The 23,640-nt window shown below is 72.3% G+C and carries 10 protein-coding genes; 1 reads left to right on the top strand and 9 read right to left on the bottom strand.

Translation table 11 applies throughout. The features are described 5' to 3' along the window. Window positions 1-2: 2 nt before the first annotated feature. The 9 genes from AC3WQM_RS00565 to AC3WQM_RS00525 form a co-directional block, all read right to left on the bottom strand. Window positions 3-1,859, bottom strand: a complete 1,857-nt coding sequence (locus tag AC3WQM_RS00565) for a putative porin (RefSeq protein WP_492676492.1) — start codon at window positions 1,857-1,859, stop codon at window positions 3-5. Then, window positions 1,856-2,599: an energy transducer TonB gene (locus AC3WQM_RS00560; protein ID WP_492676491.1), complete on the bottom strand. Its 744-nt coding sequence runs from the start codon at window positions 2,597-2,599 to the stop codon at window positions 1,856-1,858. The genes AC3WQM_RS00565 and AC3WQM_RS00560 overlap by 4 nt, the downstream gene beginning before the upstream one ends. 10 nt (window positions 2,600-2,609) lie before the next feature. Further along, complete coding sequence (locus AC3WQM_RS00555) at window positions 2,610-3,023, bottom strand: ExbD/TolR family protein (RefSeq protein ID WP_062474100.1); 414 nt, start codon at window positions 3,021-3,023, stop codon at window positions 2,610-2,612. Window positions 3,024-3,035: 12 nt separating this feature from the next. Beyond that, the gene (locus AC3WQM_RS00550; protein WP_492676490.1) at window positions 3,036-4,841 is read right to left on the bottom strand and encodes a DUF2341 domain-containing protein; all 1,806 of its coding nucleotides are present in this window, start codon (window positions 4,839-4,841) and stop codon (window positions 3,036-3,038) included. An 80-nt stretch (window positions 4,842-4,921) separates the two neighbouring features. Then, the gene (locus AC3WQM_RS00545) at window positions 4,922-6,574 is read right to left on the bottom strand and encodes a ShlB/FhaC/HecB family hemolysin secretion/activation protein (RefSeq protein ID WP_492676489.1); all 1,653 of its coding nucleotides are present in this window, start codon (window positions 6,572-6,574) and stop codon (window positions 4,922-4,924) included. 258 nt (window positions 6,575-6,832) lie between these two features. Further along, window positions 6,833-20,479 (bottom strand): filamentous hemagglutinin family protein, encoded by a 13,647-nt coding sequence (locus AC3WQM_RS00540; protein WP_492676488.1) that lies wholly within the window; start codon window positions 20,477-20,479, stop codon window positions 6,833-6,835. 153 nt (window positions 20,480-20,632) lie between these two features. Further along, window positions 20,633-21,631 carry a FecR family protein gene (locus tag AC3WQM_RS00535; protein ID WP_492676487.1) on the bottom strand — a complete coding sequence of 333 codons (999 nt, stop codon included), beginning with the start codon at window positions 21,629-21,631 and terminating at the stop codon, window positions 20,633-20,635. Further along, window positions 21,618-22,178, bottom strand: coding sequence for an RNA polymerase sigma factor (locus tag AC3WQM_RS00530; RefSeq protein ID WP_492676486.1), 561 nt, complete (start codon window positions 22,176-22,178; stop codon window positions 21,618-21,620). The genes AC3WQM_RS00535 and AC3WQM_RS00530 overlap by 14 nt, the downstream gene beginning before the upstream one ends. Before the next feature lie 5 nt (window positions 22,179-22,183). Then, window positions 22,184-22,906, bottom strand: a complete 723-nt coding sequence (locus tag AC3WQM_RS00525) for a secretin and TonB N-terminal domain-containing protein (RefSeq protein WP_492676485.1) — start codon at window positions 22,904-22,906, stop codon at window positions 22,184-22,186. Between the two features lie 234 nt (window positions 22,907-23,140). Between AC3WQM_RS00525 and AC3WQM_RS00520 the strand changes: the two genes are divergently transcribed. Next, entirely contained in the window at window positions 23,141-23,512 is a 372-nt protein-coding gene (locus AC3WQM_RS00520) for a hypothetical protein (RefSeq protein WP_492676484.1), read from the top strand. Window positions 23,513-23,640: the final 128 nt, after the last annotated feature.

Below are 23,640 nucleotides of genomic sequence, written 5' to 3'. Positions count from 1 at the left end.
TCTTAGAAACGCGCATTGAATTCGAGCTGCAAGGTGTCGATCGACAGCGGCGGGCCGTAGACCTCCTTGGTCGAGATCCAGCGGCCGGTGAACCACATGTTCTTGTCGATCGCGTACGAGCCGCCCAGGAAGTAGCCGCGCGCGTTGGTGCCGCCGCCGTGGAAGCTCGAATCGTTGTAGCCGTCGGGCATGGCGTCGGGCTCGATGCGCTTGTAGCCCGCGAGCACGTTCCAGTCGCCGCGCGCGGCCGGTGCCGGCTTGCCGTAGGTGGCCTGCAGCATGTAGGCGTTGCCGCCGCTCTTGAAGTCGGACTTGCTGGTGCCGCCGGTGGGACCGAAGTTGTTGACGATGGCGCCGCGGATGCCCGCGCGGTTCCAGATGTCGTTGGCGTCGTAGGCCGTGTTGCGCACGAAGTTGGCGTCCAGGCGCAGGTTGTTGCCGGCCACCTGGGTGTCCCAGCGCAGGTTCAGGTCGATCAGGCGGAACTTCGAGGCCAGGCCCACGTACTGCGGCTGCGGCGTGCCGGCCGGGTTGAGCGGGTCCAGCGAGATGTCGCGCAGCAGCATGAGCGTGTTGCCCTTCTGCATGAAGGCCGGGCGCGACCAGTCGGTGCTGCAGCCGTCGGCGCCCGCATACAGCGCGCAAGGCTCGGAGACCTTGCCGCTGACGTTGCGGAAGTTGTAGTACGCCAGCGCGCCGCGCACGCGGTTGTCTTCGTTGATCTTCCAGTCGGCGCCCACCTGTGCGCCGAGCAGCCACTTGTTCTCGCTCTTCATCTTGCGCTGGCTGCGCGTGGGCGAGCCGTCTGCCGAGTATTCGAGCGGGATGAGGCCCAGCGTGCCGAACAGCGAGAGGTCGCGGTTCGAGGCGAGCTTCTTGTCGAACTGCGCGGCAATGCCGTCGAAGTTCAGGTCGCTCGAATACAACAGGTCGGTCGACATGAAGGGGTTGCCGAAGCGGCCGCCGGTCACGGTGAGCCAGTCGGTCGGCTTGTGCGAGATCCACATCTGGTCGAGCCACACGCTCTTCTTGCCCAGGCCGCCGCCCAGCGTGGTGGTGGTGGAAACGGGGCTGTCATCGCTGCCCGAGGCCAGGCGCACGCCGGCCTTTGTGTTCTCCGACAGGTCGGCCAGCAGGCCCACGCGTGCGCGGGCGCGGAACAGGTTGCGGCGGTCCTGGCGCGTGTTCAGGATCGACGGCAGCGACAGGTTGGTGTTCGGGTTGACGTCGTAGCCGCTGCCCTGGTTGAGCGAGGGCCAGTTGATCTCGATGTCGCTGTTGTTGCCGGCGTAGCTGCGCGATTCGTTGCGCACGCGCACGTCGCCTTCGAAGCGGATGCGCTTGCTCCACTCGGGCGTTTCGTTGGGCGCGGCCCAGCCTTCGTCCTTGGCCTGGGCCATGACCTGCGCCTTGACCTCGTCGCGGATCTGGTCGCGCACGGTCTGCGAGATGTAGGGCACGCGCACGTCGCCCGCTTCGAGGCGCATGCCGCCCGCGACGGTGGCCGATGCGGCGGTGGCCGACACGGCCGCCTGGCGCTGCGCCTGCTGCGCGGCGATGGCCTCGGTCTGGGCCTGCGCCAGCAGCGCTTCGCCCACGTCCTTGGCGAGCGTGCCGCTCTGGATAAGGCCGCGGATCAGCTTGACCATGGCGGATTCGCCGGCGGGCGCGGCGGACTGGGCCATGGCGGTGCCGGCCGACAGCACGAAGGCGGAGGCCACGGCCGCCGCGAGCGCGCACTGGCGCAGGGCCGGCATCGCGCCCCGGCGCGGGAGAATGTTGTGCAGGGTGTTCATCGCTTCGTTCACTGGAGGAAAGGAGTCGGGCCGGGCGTCGGCCGTACAGGAATGGAAAGTCATGGCCGGCGGCCTTTCATCGACACGCGCATCGGAAAGCGCATCGAGGCCGGCGGACGTTCGTCGACGCGATCGAGCCCGCGCACCAGCGCCAGCACGGCCTCGTCGATGTCCTCGGTGCCGGTGCCGCGCACCAGCTGGGCGCGCGTGGTCTTGCCGTCGGCGCCGAGCCACAGGTCGATCTGGATGTCGTCGAACACCAGCTGGCGCGTGCGCGGATCGCGCGACAGCGCCTGCTGCAACATGCTCGACACGTAGCGCGCGTACGAGCCGCTGCCCAGGCCGCCGCCACCGCCGGTGCCGCTCATGCCGCCGCCGCTGCCGGCCTGGATGCCGAAGGCGTCGTTGCCGGCCTGGCCGGCGCTGTCCATGGTCACCGGGTCGCCCAGGTCCTTCGAGGGGCTGGGCGGCGCGTCGTCCTTGGGCGCTTCCAGCGGCTCGACCGGCTTGGGCTCGGGCTCGACCACTTCGGGCTTGATCTTTTCCGGCTCGGGCTCGGGCAGCTTCTCGGGTTCGGGCGGCGGTGGCGGGGGCGGGGGCAGCATCAGCGTGGGCGCGTCGGCCACCACGCGCTTCTGGCTCGCGGTGTCGGACAAGAGCCGCCACACGAGCAGCGCCAGCGCCACGACGATCGCCAGGCCGATGACCACCCCGCCCCAGCGGCGCCACAGCGCGGCCGTTCCACCCGTGCCACTCGTACGAGGCGCGGGCGAGGCAGAAGAAATCGGGTCGCGAGGGTTCACGCTCCGGTCCTCACTTCTGCTTGCCGGTCACGAGGCCGATCTGGTTCAGCTCGATGCGGCGCAGCAGGTCGAGCACGTCGACCACCTTCGCGTACTGCACGCTGGCATCGCCGCGCACGATCACGGGAAAGTCGGGCGACAGCGCCTTCTCGGTGCGCAGGCGCTCTTCGAGCTCGGGCAGCGTGACCGGGTAGGCGTCCAGGAACACGTTGCCCGCGTTGTCGATCGTGATGGCCTTGGTCTTGGGCTTCTCCAGCGCCACCGAGGCGCTGGCCTTGGGCAGGTCGACCTTGATGCCCGGGATGCTGGCGTTGCTGGTGAGGATGAAGATCACCAGCACCACCAGCAGCACGTCGACGAAGGGCGTGATGTTGATGCCGCCCGTGCGCTTGCGCACGGCGAACTTCGCGGCTGTGTTTGCCATGGTGCGCGGTCCTCAGGCGCGGCGCGCCTGCACGGCCACCGGCAGCGAGCGGCCCTCGCCCTGCTCTTCGGCCAGGCGCGTGACGAACTCGTCGACGAACACGGCCATGTCGGCGCCGATGGCGTCCGAGCGCGAGGCCAGCCAGTTGTAGCCGAACAGCGCGGGGATCGCGACGCCCAGGCCGGCGGCGGTACACAGCAGCGCCGCAGCCATGCCGGGCGCCACCGAGTTGATGTCCACGGCGCCGGCCATGGCCGCCACCACGAACACCAGCATGATGCCGATCACGGTGCCGAACAGGCCCACGTACGGCGCGCCTTCGATGGTGGTCGAGAGCCAGTTCATGCGCTTGGACATGCGCTCGGTCTCGCGCACCATCACGCCGTCCATCGCGGCGCGGATGGCGCCGATGGTGGAGGCCGACACGGCGTTCAGGTCGTAGCCGCGGTCATGGCGGCGGCGCATCTCCTCGATGGCCACTTCATACAGGCGCCACAGCGAGGAATCGGCACGCACTTCCTGCGGCACCGTGTTGTTGGTGGCCAGGCGGTCCAGCGGCGCACCGGCGGCTTCGCGGAAGTGCTCGATGAAGGTGGCGTTGGCGCGCGAGGTGGCGCCGAAGTTGCGGCCCTTGCCGATCATGATGGCCCACGACAGCGCCATCATCAGGCCCAGCAGGCCGACCACGATCCACGCGTCCAGCGGCATCGCGGCCAGGATGAAGCCGAAGTGGCTCTTGCCCGCCTGCTGCTCGTCGGGGCCGAAAGCGGCCAGGCGCGACTCGGCGCCTTGCGACACGGCATCGGCCAGCAGCAGCGCGTCGGGGCGTGCGACCTTCGACAGGCGAACTTCGTCGATCGCGCCGGTGAACGGGGCGAAGCCGGCCACGGGCGCAGCACCGGGTGCAGCAGGTGCGACCGGTGCATCGGCACCGAGCGCAGCAGCGGTGTTCAGCGCGGGCAGCTTCGCGGCCAGCGACACGGCCGGACGACCGCCCACATACAGCGCGACGCTGTCACCCTCGGCCTTCACCGCCAGGTGCGACCACTGGCCGGCCTGCACCGGCTGGCCGGGCGTGCTGCGCTGGCCGTTCACCTGCACGAAGGGCACGCCCTGGTCGATGCCGACCACGAGTTCGCCGGCGCCGTCGCGGCGCGCATAGATCGCCTGGCGCGCACCGAGCGAGTCGGGCTTGATCCAGGCGGAGAAGGTCAGCGTGCCGCCGGCCGTCACGGCCAGCGAGGGCGTGGCGGGCAGCATCAGCGCGCCGTTGCCGAGTTGGGCACCCTTGCCGATGACCGTGCCTTCGACGGGGACCGCCGCGGTCTGGCCGTTGTTGCCGTAGGCGGTGGTGTCGCGCGGCGGCACCGCGCCTTCGGCGAAGTGGTAGACCAGCGTGTAGTCGGGGTCGAAGCTGCGCTGGCCGTTGCCCGAGGCCGGGGCCTTGGGGTTGCCGTAGTACATCCACAGCTTTTGCGGCGTGCCGGCCGAGACGTTGGGCACGTCGACCCAGATCAGCGCCATGCCCAGCAGCGGATCGAACTGTTCGATCTGGTGGTTGAGCACGGTCTTGTCGTCGCCCGCGACAAAGCGCAGGTCGGCGCCGGTCTCGCTCACGCCTTCGAACTTGAAGTTGCCGGTGTGCAGGCGCACCAGCACCGGCACGCGGCCGGCATCGCTGCCGATGGCGCCGGCCTGCGGGCCGCCGTCGATGGTGACGGGTTTGCGGTAGGCCCATTCGGCCTGCCACCAGGCATGGGCCAGGCCCGGCAGGAGCGTGCTCAACAGCGTGAGCGCGATGAAAAGAAGTCGTCGCATGACAGGGTTCTCCGGAAAGCTCGTGGAATGAGAAAAAAATCGAAAAGAGGAATGGCTGTTGCCGTCGGTCGTTCGTTCGGTCAGTAGCTCGCGGTGATGCTGAAATTCACCTGCGTGTCGTGCTTCTTGGTGCGCGGGCCGTCGACCAGCGGATAGCCGATGTCGACGCGGCCCGAGAAATACGTGCCCACCTTGAAGGTCGTTCCCACGCCCACCGAATACAGCGAGAAGCGCTCGGCCTGCTCGGGCAGCGGGCTCTTCAGGCGCAGGCGCGCGGCGTCGGCGAAGGCGTACACGCGCCAGTTCTCGACGGTGCTGCCCAGGAAGGCGAGCGGCTTGCTGCGCAGCTCGACCGAGCCGACCACGCCGTAGTCGCCGGTGGCCTCGGCCGAGAGGTAGCCGCGCACCGAGTTCATGCCGCCCGCGGCGATCTGCTCGCTCGAGACGAGCGGCGAATCGGTCATCTGCGCGTTGACGCGGAAGGCCACCTGCGTGCCGCCCTCGAAGCTGTGCGCGCCGTTGAGGTCGGTCTTCAGCACCATGAAGCTGGGCGAAGCCTTGTAGCGCTTGTAGTCGAAGGCCGCCCAGTCGCTGCCGTACTTGAACGAGCTGCTCGTGCCCGCCACCAGCGACACGCCCACGCCGTACTGGCTCTTGTCGGTCTGGCGGAAGCCCGAGTACGACAGCGTGATCGGCGCGTACTTGAGCGGCACCGTGTCACCGCTGCCCTTGAGCGTCAGCGCTTCCTTGTTGTTCTTGAAGTCGACGCCCACGCTGAAGGCATGCCACCAGTTGCCGGTGTTGGGCACGGTGTAGGTGGCCTTCAGGCCGATCGAGTGGCCCTTGCCCAGCACGGTGGTGCCGCCCACGGTGGCCACGTTGCTGTCGGACACGAAGGCGTTGGCTTCGAGGCTCCAGTTCGTGCCCTTGAGCGGCGCGTTGTACGAGGCCGAGAACACCTGCGTCTGGTTCAGGTCCTGCGGCGCGCCGAAGAAGCTGATGGAGGCGCTGTGGCCCATCTGCCAGAGGTTGTCGTGGCCCAGCGAGGCGCTGGCGCGCAGCTTGCGCGTGTCGGCGCTGTAGTCGTTGTTCAGGCCGACGCTGGCGCGCCACGGGCTCTGGTCCTCGACCTTCAGGTCGACGTCCATCGTGCCCGGCATGGTGCCGGGGCGCACCAGCGGCATCACCTGGCGCTTGGGGCTGCGGTTGAGCGCGGTGAGCTCGGCCTGGGCCTTGTTGAAGTCGGGCACGCCGCCCTCCTTCAGCGCCGGCACCTGGTCGCGCACGTCGAGCGGCGAGTTGTACTCGGCGCCCACCACGCGCACGCGGCCCACGCGGGTCTCGTTGACCTGCAGGAACACCACGCCCTGCGTGACCTGCTGTTCGGGCAGGTCGACGTACACCGACTGGTAGCCCGCCGCCTGGTAGGCCGCGAGCAGCGCGTCGCGCGCGCCCTCCACGTCCTTGAGCGTGCGCTCGGGGCCGAGGAAGGGCGTGACCGCCTTCTCGATGGCGCGGGCGTCCAGCACGGTGTTGCCGCGCACGATGTATTCGGCGATGTCGACCTTGCGGGCCGGTTCGGCGGCCGCGGGCGCGGCCGGTGGGGTGGCCGAGGTCGCGGCCGGCGTGGAGACAGCGGCAGGTGCTTGTGCGAACGCTGCCGCCGGGGCACCGATCGCCATCACCGCCAGCCACACCGCTCTCCAGCAGGTCGGTGGGGCGTTCTTCTTCATGTCATGCATTTACAGCTCGGTTCTCAAGGATGAAGCTCGCGTGGCAGCGGCTCATGGTGGAGAGCCTTCATGTCGCTGCTGCGTACCGATACCTAGACGCACGGCGTGCGCGGCGACTGTCGTTTGTCACGAAAACTTCATCAAGAAATCGGCACGAGGTCCGGCGCGGCGGGTTTCGCGCACATAAGAAGAAGGGCCTCCGCATGGGAGGCCCTTCTGTTTTTTTCGCCGGCGCGGGTAGCGCAAAGGTTCAGCGCCTCAGCGTTTCAGCCCCCGCTGCTCGCCCGGCGTGAGCGACTGCATCTGCGCGGTCGTGAGCGCGCCCGCGCCGAGCACCTGCACCACGCCCTTGGGGTCGTAGGCCGCGCCGCTGCGCTCGCGGCCGGCACCGTTGCCACCGCCCTCGCCACCCGCGGGTTCGTTGCCGAAGCCGAGCACGCGCACCGTGAACACCGAGGGCAGCGCCTGGCGCTGGGCCGCGCGGTCGCGCTGCACGGCGTCCTGCGCCGCGGTGGCGGCCTGCGAGGCGGCGGCGCTGGCGTTGGTGAGCGCGCCCACGTTCACCGCCGCCACCACCGGAACGCCGGTGGACTTGCCCTGCACCTGGATGTTCTCGGCATTGGCCACGCGCAGCGCCGCCAGGTTCACGTTGCCCGACACGCGGATGCCCGCCTCGCCGGCGTCGATGGTGCCCAGCGGCGCGATCAGGTCGATGTCGCCCGGCGGCACCTCGGGGATCGGGTTCAGCGTGGCGATGCCGGCGCCGGTGTTGGGCGTGGTCGGCGACAGGCTGACGTTGCCGGCGTCGTCGTACAGGCGCCGCTGCGGCGTGTAGACCACGGTCGACTTGGAGCCGCGCCCGGCGTTGATGTCGCCCTGCGCCGACCAGGCCAGGATGCCGCCGCCGAAGGTGGTGAAGATGCGGCTCTGGCCCAGCAGGATGCTGTCCAGCGAGTAGATCTGCACCTCGCCCGCGCCCTGCGTCAGCACGCCCGAGCCCTCGCCCGGCACGAAGCCGCCGTCCACGCCCACCAGCGTGCGCCCGCCCGGCACGAGGATGTTCACGTTGCCGCCGAAGTTGGTGTGGATGCCGGCATCCAGCGCGTCGTACACGCCGATGTCGCTGGGCCGGCCGGCGGCCGTCCAGGCGTCGCGCCGCAGGTAGCTCTTGCCGGCCTGCGGGCGCTTGGTGAACGGGTCCGAGCTGCTCGCGTAGTAGTTGGCGCTGCTGAACATGGTCAGGTCGCCTTGGTAGCGGCGCGCGCTGCCGTCGGCGCCCTGCGCGGGGAACAGCGTGGCGATGGCCTCGCGCCCGCGCAGGTAGCTGCCCCGGCGCGGGCCGCCCTCCTCGTTGTACTCGCGCCCGCCGGCGCGCAGCTCGGCGAAGTACACGTTGCGCAGGTACACCTGCTGCTGCTCGGGCGGCAGCGCGGCGAAAAAGGCCTGCGCGTCCATGGTGGCGGCGTCGAAGTGGCGGCCCTGGCTGTTGCGCCCGCCGAAGCGATCGCGCAGCCAGTTCACCAGGTGCAGGCCTTCGGCCAGGCCGAACTCGCGCACCAGGTCGCGGCGCGTGTTGCCGCCGCCTTCGCCGCGCTGGCCGTCGATCTCGGCCTGCTTGCGCTTCAGGTAGGCATCGGCGCCGGCCTCGTCGCCGCCGTAGCCGAACTGCTGCGACAGCCAGCCGGCCAGCGTGAGCTCGCCGCCGTAGCTGTACAGCGCGGTGCCGGGCTGGTCGGCGAAGGGCTGGCCGCTGGCGGCGCGGCGCTTGGGGTCGAGGTAGCGCGCGGCAAAGCCGGCCCAGTCCGGCCCGTCGCGGCCCACGCCCACCGCCACCGAGATGCCGGCGCCGCTGCTGCGGTCGCCCGGCTTCACGTTGACGATGGCGCCCAGGCTCTTGAGCTCGCCCTTGTCGGCCATGTACAGCTCGCGCCCGGCGCTCAGCACCAGCTCGCCGGGGCCGGCGATGTGGAAGCTGCTGTTGCGGATGTCGCGCCCGGCCTCCACCACCGACACGTCGTCGGCGTGGCGGTGCACGATCAGGTTGCCGCGCGCCGAGGCGGCGTTCAGCGGCTGCGGCTGCGGCGGCAGTTCCGGCCGGCCGGGAAAGTCGCGCCCGCGCCAGCCCGCGCCCTCCGACGGCACGAGATCGACCTCGCCCAGCGCGGTGCCGGCACCGACGATGTCGCGCCCGGCGCGGATCGCCACCGGGCCGGCGCCCTCGTACCAGAGCCCGTTCGGCGTCGCCACGCCGGTGTTGGAGCCGCGGTAGACGATCGAGCCGGTGCGCAGGCCCACGATGTCGCCCTCCAGCGCATAGAAGCGCGACGGCGGCTGGCCCGCCGGCGCCACGTCGGCCACGCTGGGCGAGGTGAGCGTGAACAGCGGAAAGCGCAGCGACGAATTCTGGCCGTCCAGTGCAATGGAGGGCAGCAGCGCGTCGGCGGCCGTGTTGTGGATCAGCTCGCGGCCGTACCAGAGTTCGCCGCCCAGCGCGGCGAAGCCCGGCTGGAACGGGTCCACCAGCCGCGACGGATCGGCGCCCGAGGGCGTGACGGTGTAGCCCGCCGCATGAATGGAGTCGCGCGCCAGCAGCTCCAGCTGCGCGGTGCGCTTCACCGCGTACTGCGGGCCGACCGGCGACGGCGCCAGCGTGAGGCTCCAGGGCGACAGCACCGGCCCGGTGCTCGATTCGTCGCGCACGCCCGAGCTCGCGCTGCCGTAGTACAGGCTGCCGCTGGCCGCCAGCGCGCGCAGCACCGCCGGGTAGACGAAGCGGCCGTCGGTCGCCTGGTGGTTGGTGCGATCGCCCAGGTCGGTCCAGCCCAGCGTCGGCGTGAGGTTGCCGCCGGCGCTGAACAGGTCGATCGCGGTCGACGGCGTCCACAGCGAGAACCAGGTCCAGCCCTCGCCCGGGTGCTGCGTGCCGTTGGCGCTGAAGGGCGTGCCGTGCGTGAGCGTGGGCACGCGCCCCGGATCGGCCACGCCGCCGAGCACCAAGTCGCCGCGCGCATCGAGCCGCACGCCGGCATCGCCGGGAATCAGCACCGGGCCGCCCGAGGCGATCGACGAGCCCGCGACGTAGGGGCTGAGCGCGCGCGAGTCCTTCGGGCCGGGTGTGCCGACGTCCAGCTCGATGCCGCCCACCGCACCGCTTTCCAGCCGCAGCGCGCCGCGCAGGTTGGCGAAGACCCCGTTCAGGTCCAGCCGCATGCGGTCGTAGCGCTGGAGGCTGCCGGCCTGCCAGGTGGTGCTGGCGGGCACCGCGCGCACCTCGGGCGCCGGGTTCAGCGTGCCGCCGATGCGCACGTCCAGGTCGCCGCCGCCGGTCAGCAGCAGCTCGCCCGCGCGCGTCACGCGGCCGGTGCTGCCCACGGCGAGATGCAGGCCCTGGCTGCGCGCCACGTAGGTGGCGCTGTGGTCGCCCATCTGCTCCATCATCCCGGCGTTGCCGCCGGTCTCGAACACCAGGTTGCCGCCGCCCAGCGTGCCGATGCCGGTGAAGCCGACCAGGTAGGGCCAGAGGCCGCCGAGGTCGTAGGTCGTGCCTTCGTGGCCCGCGACGTAGCTGCCGAAGTTGATCCACCACGCGGTGGGCACGCCCTCGGCGCCCGGCACCACGCTGCCGGTGCCCTGGCGCCACAGCCAGTTGCCGAGCATGGCGCTGGGCATCTGCTTGCGGAAGATGCCCAGCTCGTCGGTCGTGCGGCGCATGTTGCCGCGCACGCCGATGGTGTCGCCGCGCGCATCGCCCTGCACGCGCATGCGCAGGTTGCCGCCATGGTCGGGGTACCAGGCGCGGTACAGGCTCTGGCTGTCGACGAACTGCTCGAAGATGTCGTAGCCGCCGTTGAGCACCGTGCCTTGCGGGCCCTTGGCGCGCGGCAGGTGGAAGTCGGCGTCGTCGGCGCGCGCCGCGGCGCGGGTGCCGGCGGTGTAGATGCCGTAGGGCGAGCGCTGCGTGAAGTCGTTGCCGGCCAGCAGGTCCAGGTCGCCGGTGCCGGTGCGCACCACGCTGAACAGCGGCTGGCGCACGGGGTAGGACTTGAAGTCCCAGACCTCGGGGGTCTCGGAGACCAGGTCGCAATAGCCGATGTCGCACATGCCCCAGGACACCTCCTCCGGCGTGACGATGCTGCCCAAGCTGCCCCAGCCTTCGTCGGCCGCCTGCTGGTTCCAGGCCCACACCTTGCCGCCGGAGACCAGCTCCTTCGTGAAGGCGTTGCCGTAGTGCGTGTCGGCCAGCAGCAGGTCGCGCTGCGGCCCGCGCGGCTGCAGCGCGCGGCTGTCGGCGGCCTGCGTGTCGGCGCCGGCCACCAGGCGCATCGACCACGACTGCGAGCCCTCGGCCAGCATCGGCGCGATGGCGAAGTTGCGGCCCTGGTTGCCGTCGCCATCGGCCAGGCGCAGCCGCACCGACGCCGCGCCGCCGGGCAGCACGACCACCGTCTCGGCCGGGATGACGGCGCCGCGCTGCAGCGGCACCTCGCGCGCCAGCACCGGGCCGTTGTAGCGGTAGAACGGCGGCTGGTTGATGTCCAGCACGGCGCCGTCGGGGAACGGCAGCGGCACGCCGACCGGCCACAGCATCGGGCCGACCTTGGCCGCGCCCGCCAGCCGCACGCCGGGGTCCAGCTGCATGTTCACGCCCAGCACGAGCGGCTGCGCCAGCACAGTGCCGGCCGGATGAAGGACCTGGCCGGACGCATCGCGCACCGCGCCGCCGAGCACGGTGCCCGCGGGCAGCGTGTAGCCCTCGGTGAGCACCGCGCGCACGGGCAGCACGGTGCCGGCCGCCAGGCTCATGGCCTTGAGCGGCGCCTGGAAGTTGAGCGCGCGCCCGGGCTGCAGGAAGGTGTTCTCGGCCAGCGTGACGGCGCCGCCGCGCGGCACCACCACGTCGCCGCCGAAGGGCACGCGCCCTTTCAGCAGCACCCAGCCGTCGTCGTCGCGCGTGGCCGGCAGCGCCGAGGTGTCGAAGCCGTCGTTGATGCTGCCGTGGAGCTTCAGGTTGCCGCCCGCGCGCATCACCAGCGCGCCGGCCTCGCCCGAGCCGTAGACGCCGGTGCGCTGCGTGCGCGCGTTGAGGCTGTCGTAGCGGAAGGCCGAAAGGTCGAGGTCGCCGTCGATCTGCAGGTCGCCGTCGGGTGTCCGGCTCACGATCTGCACGCCGGGGCGCAGGTGGAAGGCATCGCCGTACGCGCGCAGGCCGGCCAGCCGGCCGTCGACCAGTGCGCCGTTGGCCAGCACGTTGCGCATGAAGGCCGTGCTGTCCTCGTGCTTGGCCTGCAGGTAGGCCTGGTCGATGCGCTGGTAGGGCCGCCCGCTGATGTCCGGGTCGGTACCCGTGGGCGCGTCGTCGTAGCGGAAGAAGCCGTTGACGGTGATCGTGCGCGCGCCCTCGATGCGCTGCGTGCCGCCGGCGTCGATGTCGATGTCGTTGCCGCGCGCGCCGCCCAGGCGCGGCGCGTTGAGCGCCACCGTGCCGAAGGCGCGCGGCGTGCCGTCGGTGCCGGCGCGCAGGTCCATGCGCGCGCCGCTCTCCAACACGAGGCGGCCCTGGCCGCTGTCGATCTCGATGATGGCGCGGTTGGGCGCCTCGATGGCCTGGCCGTAGCTGTCCACGCGCAGCCGCGTGCCGTGTGCGTCGAGCAGCGCGTTGCCGGCAATGGTGACGCCGTCGCGCGCCGCCAGCCGGATGCTGCCGACCTGCACGCCGCCGGCGTCCACGGTGCCGGCCACGGTGAGGTGGCCGCCGTCGACCGAGAGGTTGATCTCGCGCGCCTTCAGCTCGTCGCCCACCACCAGGTCGCCCTGCTTGAGCTGGAAGCTGCGCTCGCCGACCACGCCGCCGTCGGTCAGGCGGCGGTTCAGGCCGGCGAAGTCGGCCAGGCGCTGCGCGCGCACGTCGATGCGCCCGGCCGCGTAAGGCACCGCCGTGCCGCCCGCGTCGTACTCGCCGCTGCTGCCACCCGCGATACGGCCCAGCAACTCGACATGACCAGCACCCGCGCCCAGCGCGGTGACAGCCAGCCGGCCGGCGCGGTTGTTCTGCGCCGACAGGTCGATCTGCGCGCCCGCGGCCTGGCGCACGTTGCCCGTGCGGCTCTCGATCTCCACGTCGCCGCCCCAGCTGTACTTGTCGACGTCGAAGAAGCGCAGGCGCCGGCCGGCCAAGTCCAGCCGCGCGCCGTCGTGCAGCTGCACGTCGCCGTCGGCGCGCAACACCAGCTTGCCGCTGGGCAGCACCACGGCGGTGTCGAGCGCCACGCTGCGCCCGTCGATGGCGATCTCGGCGCCCAGCGCGCGCGACGCGTCGGCGTCGGTCATCGTGGCCGGTTGCATGCCTTGCGGCGCGGCCACGCGCACGTCGCCGCCGGCGGTGTAGCGCATCACCGACCCGGCCTCGCCGGTCAACAGCGGCGTGTCGATGCGCAGCGCGCCGCCCGTGCGCACGTAGCCCTTGGCCGCCTCGTCCCACGCGCCCTGCGACTGGTAGACCGAGAGCGAGCCCTTCTGCCGTGCCGTGACCTGTTCGCTCGCGTTGAGTTGCACCTCGCCGAAGCCCAGCACCAGCCGGTCCATGTCGTGCACGGTGTCCACGCGCATGTCGCGCGCGGCGCCCAGTTCGATGCGCCGGGCGTCGATCTGCAGCCGGCCGCTGCCGGTGCCCGCGCCGCCGGTGGCCACCAGCCCGGGCGGCGTGCGGGTGCCGTTCCATACCAGCACGTCGGTGTGGATGCGCGCCACGCTGTCGGCGTCGCCCCAGCCGTAGATGGCGGGCGTGGTCAGCATCAGGCGCGCGATCGTCGACTGGCCGGTGGCGGGGTCGATGGTCGACAGCTGCGTCGAGCCGAAGAAGTTGACCGCGTCGCGCACGGTGAACACGAGGTTCTCCAGCGCCGGTGCGCCGGTGCTGGTGTCGCCGCGCAGCAGGCGGTCGAGCACGGACTGGTTCAGCGTCAGGCCCGGCGGCAGCGCGCCGCGCGCAGCGGCGTCGCCCAGCGCGCGTTCGCCGCCCACGTTGATGCCGCCCAGCGCCAGCACCAGGTTGCGCGTGCCGTAGCGCGTGCTTTCGCCCAGCGTGAAGGCCTGGTCGGTGGCGGCGGTGATGGTGCCTTCGGAATACAGCCGCGCGCCGGCGCTGCAGCTGCCGCTGGAGGCGCACACGCCGATGTCGATGCGGCCGGGGCCCGTTTGGCCGCCGCTCGATGCAGACGGCGGCTGGATGTCGATCCAGCCGTTGGACACCGCCAGCACGCTGCGCAAGCCCGGCTCGTAGATGTAGCCGCGGCGCGAGTCCCAGGCCGCCGGCCCGCGGCCCAGCGTGTCGATGCCGGCACCGGACTCGACGGTGATGCCCGAGTCGCGGCGGTCGGTGACCAGGAACACCTCGCCCGCGCGCAGCACCGCGCCCTCGCGCAGCACGATGCCCTCGGCGGCGCTGCTGAAGCCCAGGCGGTTGGCGTCCTTCAGCCGGTCGGCCGCGGTGGGGTCCTGCACGAAGGTGCCCGCCGGCGCGCCGCCGATGGCCAGCTGCGCGGCGCCGATGGCGTTGAGGTCGCGCGCATGCAGCGAGGTGCCCTTGAAGTCCGGCGTGGGCGCGGCGCCGTCGCCCAGCACCTCGAAGGAGCGCGCCGTTCCGCCGAGCACCAGCGCCGTGCCGCCCATGCCGTCGCCCACCGTGGCGTAGCGCGCGGTGCCGGCGAAGCGCAGCGCGGGTTCGCCGGGCATCTCGCCCGCCGAGCCCTTCAGGCCGAACTGGAAGCGCAGCGCCTTGGCGTCGCGCTCCAGCAGCGGGCGCGGCACGCCGTCGCGCAGCGCCTGCGCCACGGCGAAGTCGGCATAACCGGTCTCGTTGTACTGCGCGTAGGTGCGCAGCACGTCGCCCGGCGTGAACACCGCCTGCAGCGGCAGCGCGTCGTGGATGCCGGTGCCGGCCACGCCCAGCTGCGCGGGCGCGGTGTAGGAGCCGTTGCGCATCGCCGTCGCGCTGCCCGGCGCGCCGACCTGCGCGGCCAGCCCGTTGAGCTCGACGCGGAAGGCGCCGGGCAGCAGCGCGTAGGTAGAGGGCATCAGCGTGTAGCGGCCCGGCGGCAGGCCGGGCACGCCGGCGCCGACGGTGATCTGCCGGCCCACTGCCGGATCGCTCGCGCCCTTCTCGGCGCCGAGCGGCGCCTGCAGCGGCTGCACGCCCGGCACGATGGCATAGACCGGGTTGGTGGCCAGGCCGGGCAGCACGAAGCCCTTGCGCTGCGCGCCCACCTGCACCAGCGGGTGCATGCGCGCGTCGGTGGAGCCGCCGCGTCCGGCCAGGAAGGCGGTGCCGGTGAGCGTGCCGCCGCCCGACATGTCGAGCACCGCGCCCTCACGCACGTCCACCGCGTGGCCGGACAGCGTGATGGCCGGGCCGACGCCGGGCACGCGGTAGGCCACGTCCTTGCCGTTGAAGAGATAGGTCAGCCCGTCCTGCGTGCCGCCGTAGGGCATCAGCAGCCCGTCGGCGCTGACCGAGGTCAGGCTGCCCGCATGCAGCTGCACGGTGCTGGTGGAGGTGTCGCCGAAGACGCTGCCCAGCGCGATGCCGCCCAGCGGCGCGCGCAGCACGCCGCGCTGCTCGATGTGGGCGGCGTGGAAGGTGAGCGAACCGAAGGCCGACTGCGGCATGGCCGGCGTGTCGCCCACGCGCTCGATCACCAGCCGGCGGTTCATGTCCATCTCGGCCTGGCGGGTGCCCCACTTGTCGATGACGTTGCGCTGGCCGACCTGCACCAGCCCGCTGTCGCCGGTGGCCGGGTAGATCTGCGCCGCCGCCAGCGTGAGGTCGCCCGGCACGTAGAACCTGGCGTTGTTCGAGAAGCGCAGGTCGCCGCTGCTGCGCAGCAGCGTGCGGTCGAAGGCGTTGCGCTCCACGACCAGGTCCTCGGGCACGTTGCGCACGATGGTGCCGCGCACGCCCTGCTGCACCATGCCCGCCAGGTCGATGAGCTGCGCGTCCAGCCGCAGCGAACTGCCGGCCGACACCAGCGGCACGCCCAGCGTGCCGGCCCCCCCGCCGGCGTTGCGCGAGCCGAGCACCGGGTTGGGCAGGATGTAGTCGTCGGGCTGGGTGCGCCCGCTGGCGGCCAGGCGGATGTAGGGCGCGGCCAGTGCCACGCGCGCATCGGGCGCGGACGCCTCGGCCAGGGCCAGCGCGGTGGTGGTCAGGCGCAGGCTCTGGCCCAGCGAGAGATCGACGCTGCCGTCGAAGGACAGCATGCCGTGGCTGAGCAGCGACAGGTTGTCGAAGCCGCCGTCGTGGATGCGGTCGACGCCGATGCGCGCCGTGCCGTAGGCCAGCGCGCCGTGCGCCTGGCCGGGGCGCAGGCCGGCGGCGTCGGCCACCGCGCTGCGGCCCTGCACCTGCGCCAGCAGCATCTCGCGCGGCACGCGCACCGCGTCGTCGACGTTCTCGCCCTTCAGGTTGTAGCGCGCCACCGTGCCGTAGATGGGCGTGTCCAGGTTCAGCGCCAGCATGCCGCCGGCCGCGCCCGCGCCGCCCGCGGCAGCGCGCATGTCGCCGTCCAGGAACAGGCCGCGGAAGGAACTCAGCGCGATGGTGCCGCCGTGGCTGGCGACCTCGGTCGCGCCACGGCCCGGCAGGTCGAGCGTCGCCGACGTGCCCGAGGCCTCCAGCCGCGCGCCGGGGCGCAGCACCACGAAGGCATCGGCCGCGTCCACCTGCGTGGCATCGAGCACGTGGCGCGCGCCGATCTCGATGGTGCCGCCGTTGGCCACCTGGCCGTAGCGGTGGCCGCGCGCGTCGGTGGCCACCACCGGGCGCGCGGCGACGTCGATCAGCGCGTGCTCGCCGATCCAGTACGAGCGTGCGTTGGGCATGCCGTCGGCCAGGTTGCGTGCGTTGCCCGTGCCGTGCTCACCCGGCAGCAGCGAGACGCGCCCGCCCCAGGTCGAGAGCGTGCCATCGACCGTGATCTGGTCGTTGCCGCGCAGCGTGAGCGTGCGGCCGGGGTCGAGCGCGATGTGGGCGCCCTCGCCCACCACCAGCGGCGCGCGCTGGTAGAGCGTGCCGGCCTCCAGCGTCAGGTCAGCGCCGGCGCGCTGGGTGAGCTTCTGCTTCACCGGATCGTCCTGGTACACCGGCGGCATCCACAGCGGCAGTGCGATGGACGGGTCCGCGCCGGTGGGCGCGTGCGCGCCCGCGACGGGGTCGAAGCGCTGCACCGGCATGCGCACGTCCACGCGCGCGCCGTCGGCCACGGCCACGCCGTCCTGGCCGCGCACCGTGTACTGCGCGAAGCCGCTGCGGAACAGGTCGGTGTCCAGGCGCAGCAGCGGCTGCACCGCGACCGCGCGCGGCAGCGCGGTGCCGGCGACGATCGGCGTGCTCGCGGGCATCACGGTGTCGGCGGCGGCCACCGTGCCGGCCTTGTACGACGTGGTCTTGGGCGGGATCGGCAGGCCCGAGGGGAACACGTCCTTGGGCAGCACGTAGCCCTGGGCCAGCAGGGTGATGGCCGCCAGCACGCTGCCGGCCGGCACCGTCTGGCCCGGCTCGTAGCCCTTGCCGTCGAGCAGGAACGCCTGCGTGCCCGGCGGCACCACCCAGTCGGCGCCGGTGATGACGGTGCGCGCGTTGCTGACGCCGGGTTGCACGCTCTCCTTGAGCGCCTCGCCCGGCAGCGCGCGCGACACCGTGACGGCGAAGTCCATCGGGATCTCGCTGCCGGCGGCGATCACGTAGTCGCCGGCCAGCCGCAGGTGCACGGTGCTGCTGCGCCCCGCCGCGAGCTGCCCGTCGCCGCCCGCGGGCAGCTCGCCGATGCCGATGGCCGCGCCGTTGGCCAGCGTCAGCTTGCCGCCGCCCTTCACGCCGTGGCCGCGCAGCTCGCCGTCCATGCGCAGCGTGCCCGGGCCCGCGCCTTCGTTGCCGGGCTGGGCCGCCATCAGCGTCACGTCGCCGCCGCGGCCGCCGCGCAGTTCGTTGCCGGCCAGCAGGGCCGCGCCGCCCGACACGTCGACCAGGCTGCGCGCACCGAGCACCACATCGCCGGTGCTGCGCAGCGTGACCTGCCCGCCGTCCACGTAAGGCAGGCCCTCGATGCGATCGGGCGACTGCGCGATGTGGCTCCACAGCCCGCGCGCATCCAGCCGCACGCCCTCGCCCACCGCCACGCGCGGCGCGTAGCCGACCGGCAGCATGTCGGCGATGGAGATGTCGACCCAGCTGCCGCCGTTGACGCTGGCGAAGCGGCTGACCAGGTCGCCCAGCGCGATGCTGCCGCCGCGCGCGACCAGATCGGCATCCACCGCCACCGTGGGTGCGTGCAGCGCGATGCTGCCGCCGGGCGCGACGGCAAGGGCCGACGTCACCGCCACCGTGTCGTTCGCATAGGCGACGACGCCGCCCAGGCGCTGGCGCTGCAGCCACTGGCTGTCGATGCGCACATGGCCCGCGAGCTCCCTCGGCAGCGCCTCGCCGGCGGCCAGCGCATCCGCCAACGTACCGGGCGCATCGGCGAAGGTGACGCGGTCGACCCGCGCGGACGGGTTGTCGCGCAGCAGGCCGGTGGCGGCGTCGTAGACCGGCGCCACGCCGCCGATGACCAGGCGCCCGGCCAGCGGCGCTGCCGTCTGCAGCTGGCGGTAGCTGTCCAGGCCGGCATCGCGCTTGCGCTGCTGGCGCTCACCCTGGAACACGGTGGCGTCGATGTCGCCCTCGAGCACCGCGGCGCGCGTGCCGACCTGCACCTGGCCGGCATCGCGGCCCACGGTGTAGCCGTTTTCCAGCCGTTCGCGCGGCGCGATCAGCGGGTTGTAGAAGTAGCCGGTGGTGGTCTTGCCCCAGCGCGCGTGCTCGTCCTCGAAGCCGCGGTACAGGCCGGTGTAGACGATGTCGGCCGGTGCGGTCGACAGGTTGTACAGCCGCCCGTCGGGGCCCTTGAGCCAGCTCTGCTGCAGCCGACCGGTCTGCACGTCGAGCGTGCCGCCGGCCACGTTGATGCGCGAGCCGCGCTGCGTGACCAGCTCGCCGCCGGCGAAGGCCACCGTGCCGCCCGACGCGGCCCATTCGCCGACCGTGTGGCCGTCGGTGTTGAGGTAGCCGCCGACCTCCAGCAGCCCGCCGCCGGTGTACCAGCGCTCGCCGACGTAGCCGTTGACGCCGGCCGCCACGCGCACGAGGTCGCGGCGGTCGATCCACATGTCCAGGTTGTTCAGGCGCTTGCCGTCGCGGTTGAGCGGCGCGTCGCGCTGCTCGTTGCCCTGCACGTTGATCTTCACGTTGTTCGACGCCATGGCCACGCCGACGCCGACCGCGCCGGCCACGTCGATGGCGGCGCCGCTGGCCACGCGCGTGCGGCGCCCGGCGCGCGCCTGCACCTGGCCGCCGGTGGCCAGGGTGAGCGAGCCGCCGTCGAAGTCGATGTCGCCGGCCGAGTCGATCTTCACCAGCGACTGGTCGCGGCGGTTGTAGCCGCCGTCGCTCAGGCGCATCGAGTCCTTCAGCAGGGTGTCGCGCTGCACGTCGAGCGCGGTGGCGCCGTCGTTCTCCAGCACGATCGCGCTGGTGCTCTGCGGCGCCAGCGTGACGCGCGCTTCGCCGGCCTCGCCCACCGCCCGCAGGTGCAGCGTGCCGCGCGTGTTGACCGAGCTGCTGGACAGCAGCACGCACTGCTGCTCCACGGTCTTGCCGACCAGGGTCACGTCGCCGGTCGGCGCGGCGATCAGGCCGGTGTTGCGCACGCGGCCCGCGGCGCTGCCGGCCAGGCGCAGCGGATCGACCTCGTTGCCGCGCGTGCTCGAGTCGCTGTTGCCGTCGGTGCCCATGCCCTTGCGGATCACGAAGGCGTCGCCGGCGGCCAGCACGGTCTGGCCGTTGGCGGTCGCGATGCTGCCGTGGTTGTGCGCCTCGCGCCCGGCCAGCAGCACGTAGCCGCCGCCCTCGGTCACGCTGGTGGGCCGGCGCGTGGCGATGCGCGCGCCGGGCTCCACCACCACGTCGGCGGTGGCCGCGCCGTGCGTGGCGCCGGTGGCGTGGAGCACCAGGTCGTTGGCCAGCACCGGCACCTGGGTGCTGCCGCGCGTTTCGCTGTACAGGCCCCGCTTGAACTGCGCGTCGCTCATGCCCACGGCCGCGGCCACGAGGTTGCGCGTGTCGACCTGGCTGCTGCCGCTGAACACGATGCCGTTGCGGTTCACGACCATCACCGTGCCGTCGGCCTGGATCTGCCCCTGGATCTGCGAAGGCCGCGCCTTCGGGTCGTTCACGCGGTTGAGCACCGACCAGCTGGCCTGCTGGTCGAACTTCACGGTGGTGTTGCGCCCGACGTTGAAGGTCTCCCAGTTGAGGATGGCCTTGTCGGCCGTCTGCTCGACCGTGACCACCGTGCGGCCTGCGGCCTGGCGCTGCGAATCGGGCGTGAGCGGGCGCGCGTTGTGCCAGCCGGCGGTGAGCGCGTTCGTGTCGACCTTCAGGCCGCCTTCGGCCAGGCCGTCGGGCACCGACGGATCGAGCTGCGCGGCGGCGCGCGCCGCGGCCTGGGCCGACTGCTGCGCCGCGATGGCGCGCGCCGCCAGGTTCAGGTTGCCGAGGGACTGCTGCAGCTGTTCGTTGGCACGCTGCTGCTGCGCCTGCGGCCCCGCGAGCATCGCGGCGGGCAGGCCGTTGGGCAGGCGGCCGGTGGCGAGCGCGGTGCTCTGCGCCATGTTCTTCTGCGCCATCCAGGCGCCGCTGAACGCCTGCTGCGCCTGCGCGCCGTCGAACGCGGCGCCGCCGGCCAGCAGCAGCGCGATGGCGCGCACCAGCGGCGTGAGCCGGACCTGTGCGAATGCGGCGGACGAATAAGAAGAAGAGGACGCGTTCGGCGGATTGCGCCGGGACACCGTGCGGCGGCTGCTGCGTTGCATGCGGACTTCCATGGGTTCGTGTTTCGTTGCTCGATCGGGGCCACGAAGCGCAAGGGCCCGTGGACTACCGAGCTATGACAGCGAAGGTCCGGCGCGACTGCACCATGTCACGAAATCTTCACGAACGCGCGGACCGGCACGTTGCAACGCGCCTCAGGCGCTGGCGGCGCCCAGCAGCACGATGCCGCCGGGCAGCTGCGTGAGTTCGGCGCCGTACACGTCGCGCACGAGGAAGGCCACGTCGTCCAGCCGGTCGATGGAGAAGCTGGCCTGCACGCGGCTGCGGCCCAGCGTCTCGTTCGTGAGGATGAGCCGGCCGTGGCGGTAGCGGTTGACCTCGGCCACCACCTGCGACAGCGGCACCTGGTCGAACACGAGCTGGCGGCGGCGCCAGGCGACGACGGGGCCGGTGTCCACGCCCGTGACGACGCCGAGCCCCGCGGGGCCGTAGCGCAGCTGCCGGCCGGCGTCGAGCCGCGCCTGCTGCGTGCCTTGCGCCACATCGACCTGGCCGGCGAGGCAGGTCACGCAGACCTCGCCGTCGAGGTGGCGGATGTTGAAACGCGCGCGCGTGGCCGACACCGTGCCGCCGCCCGCCGCGACCGTGACGCGCGCCGAGGCCGGGCCACCGGCGAGCACCTCGGCCTCGCCGGACACCAGCTCGATGGCTTCGCTCGCGCTCTCCGTCGTGCCGCGGCGCAGGTTGATGCGCGTCTGCGTGTTCATCTGCAGCACCACGCCGTCGCCCATGGCGACCTCGCGCTGCTCGCCGGTGGCGGTGCGGTAGTCGTCGCCCCACTCGGCGACCGAGGGCCACAGCGCCAGCGGCGGCGACACCGCGAGGTAGGCGACCGACGCCGCGACCGCGCCGCCCAGGAAGGCGCGGCGGCCGGGCACCGGCAGACGGCGGGCCGCCTCGCGCGCTTCCTGCTGGCGCACGCGCTGCGCGGCCGGCGCCATGGCCTGCCACACCTGGCGCGCCTGCACGAAGGCCTGCGCGTGCGCGCGGCTGCGCGCGCACCAGCGCCGGAAGGCCTGGGCGTCGTCTTCGGTGGCCTGTTGCGAGCCGAGCCGCACCACCCAGGCTTGCGCTTCGCGTTGCAGGGTCTGCTTCATGGCCTCGGTCGCCTGGGGTTCTTCAGCGGTCATCATGGGGAGACTGTTTTCCGGCGCCAGGACCGAAGCGCTGGATGAAATCCCGCCCGAGCCGCTCGCAGCAATGTTCCAGGCCGGCGCGCAATTCCTTCTCGACGGTGCGCGCCGACACGCCGTAGCGCGCCGCGATGTCCTTGTGCGGCATCTCGTCGACACGCGCGGCCAGCACGATGGCGCGGCGGCGGCGCGGCAGCTCGGCCAGCGCGCGCTCGAGGGCCTCGAGTTCGTTGCGCGCCTCGGCGCCGCGCGCGGGGTCGGCGGCCTCGTCGGCCATGTCGTACAGCGCCTCGACCTCGCCCACGCTCAGCAGCCGTGAATTGCTTTTGCGCTGGTCTTCCGCGACGTTGAGCGCGATGCGGAACAGGTAGGCCGAGGGGTAGCGCACGGCACTGCGCACGGTCGAGTTCTCCACGCGCAGGTAGGCCTCCTGCAGCGCGTCGTTGGCGAGGTCTTCCGAACCGAGGCGATGGTGCAGGTGCTTGCGGAACTGCGCATAGCGCGCGAGGAACAGCGCACGCAGCGAGGCCTTGATCGATTCGGTCATGCGACTCAGCCTGCGCGCGCGCGCAGGTACGGCCGGCAGTCGCGCGCCGGGTCGGGGCGCGGGGTCAGCAGCAGCGTGACGGGTTGCGGCAGCGCGGCCGGCGGCGGCGTGTCCAGGCCGAGCTTGCGCAGGCTGGCAAGCACCGTGGCATCGCGCGCCGGCACGCCGCTGCCCTCGAGCAGGCGGGCCTCGGTGACGGCGCCCGCCGGGTCGATCCACAACTGGATCGCGAGCCGGTAGCGGCCGAAAGCGTCGGGCTGCGCGATGCACAGCACGCGCGTGACCGCCCCCTGCAGGACGGCCGCGTAGGCCTGCAAGGCCGGGACGTTGCCGGCCGGGGCGGCGCCCGCCGGCGCGCGTTCGTCGGGGGCGGCGGTCGCCGGCTGTGTCGGCACGAGCGTGAATGCGCTGGCGCCGGTGTAGCGCGCCACCAGCCCGGTGCCCACGAGCATCCGCCGCAAGGCGTCGCGCGGTGCGAAGTCGCCCTGCACCGGTGACGCCTCGCGGCCGTCGGTGAGGCGGCTGGTGACGAGCACCGAGTGACCCGTGAGGTGGCCGAAGACGGCGAGGGAGCGTGCCAGCGGCTGCGCCGGCAGGTCGAAATGCAGCGCTGGCGCGTCGCTCGCCGTGTCGTCGGCTGCCGCGGCGTGGGCGGCGCACATCACCAGCGCCATGACCAGGCACCAGGACAGTGTCAGGCCACCGCCCGATGCGGAAGTACGTGTCATGTGACGGAGGATCAACAGCAGCAACGAAGGGTCTGGAAAGCGGCCGTCCGCCGTGCGGCCCGGGTGAGCGTGCGGGCGAGACTAGCGAGCGCGCATGACCGACATGTGACGTTTCGTTCACACTTCAGACCTCGCGAGATTCCGTCTTCTTCCTGACTTGCGCGCGGTCCAGACTGCCGGGTTGGCCGTTGCCATGGCACGGCGTTCCTTCTACTTTCTTCCTGGGGTGCAACGATGCGCGTCGGTGTGTGGCTGTTCGGCGTGATGCTCTCGGTGATCGGCACTGGCGCGGCGGCGCAGACACCGCCTTCCGGTGGCGGCGAGGCCGACGGCAGCTGCGTGGAAGTGGTGGTGAACGGCGAGCGCACGCCCGCCTACGACTGCCTGACCCGCAAGCTCGCGCCCACGATGCCGGCACGCGGGCCGGACGACGCGACGCCCGGGCTGGCCTCGGAAGCGATCACGCAGCGGCCGGGCAATCAGCTGGGCTTGTTCAACCGCGCGGCGACCGGGCACCGCATGGGCAACACCTTCGGCACCTCGGTGTATCCGCAGCGTCCGCCGCCGGCGGTGTACACCTCGCCGCTGCTGCCGGCGCGACCCTGAGCGGCGCCATGCGGGAAGAGAGGCCGGGCGTTCAGAGTTGCTGGGTCACCAGCACCACGAACCCGGCCAGCGAAATGGCGGCGCCCATGGCTTTCCTGAAGTGCTTCAACATGTCGTGTGCTCCATCG

The organism is Variovorax sp. FW301-JW7, assembly GCF_058788795.1.
The sequence above is the reverse complement of the archived record's forward strand: the minus strand, read 5'-3'. Positions and strand labels throughout refer to the sequence as shown.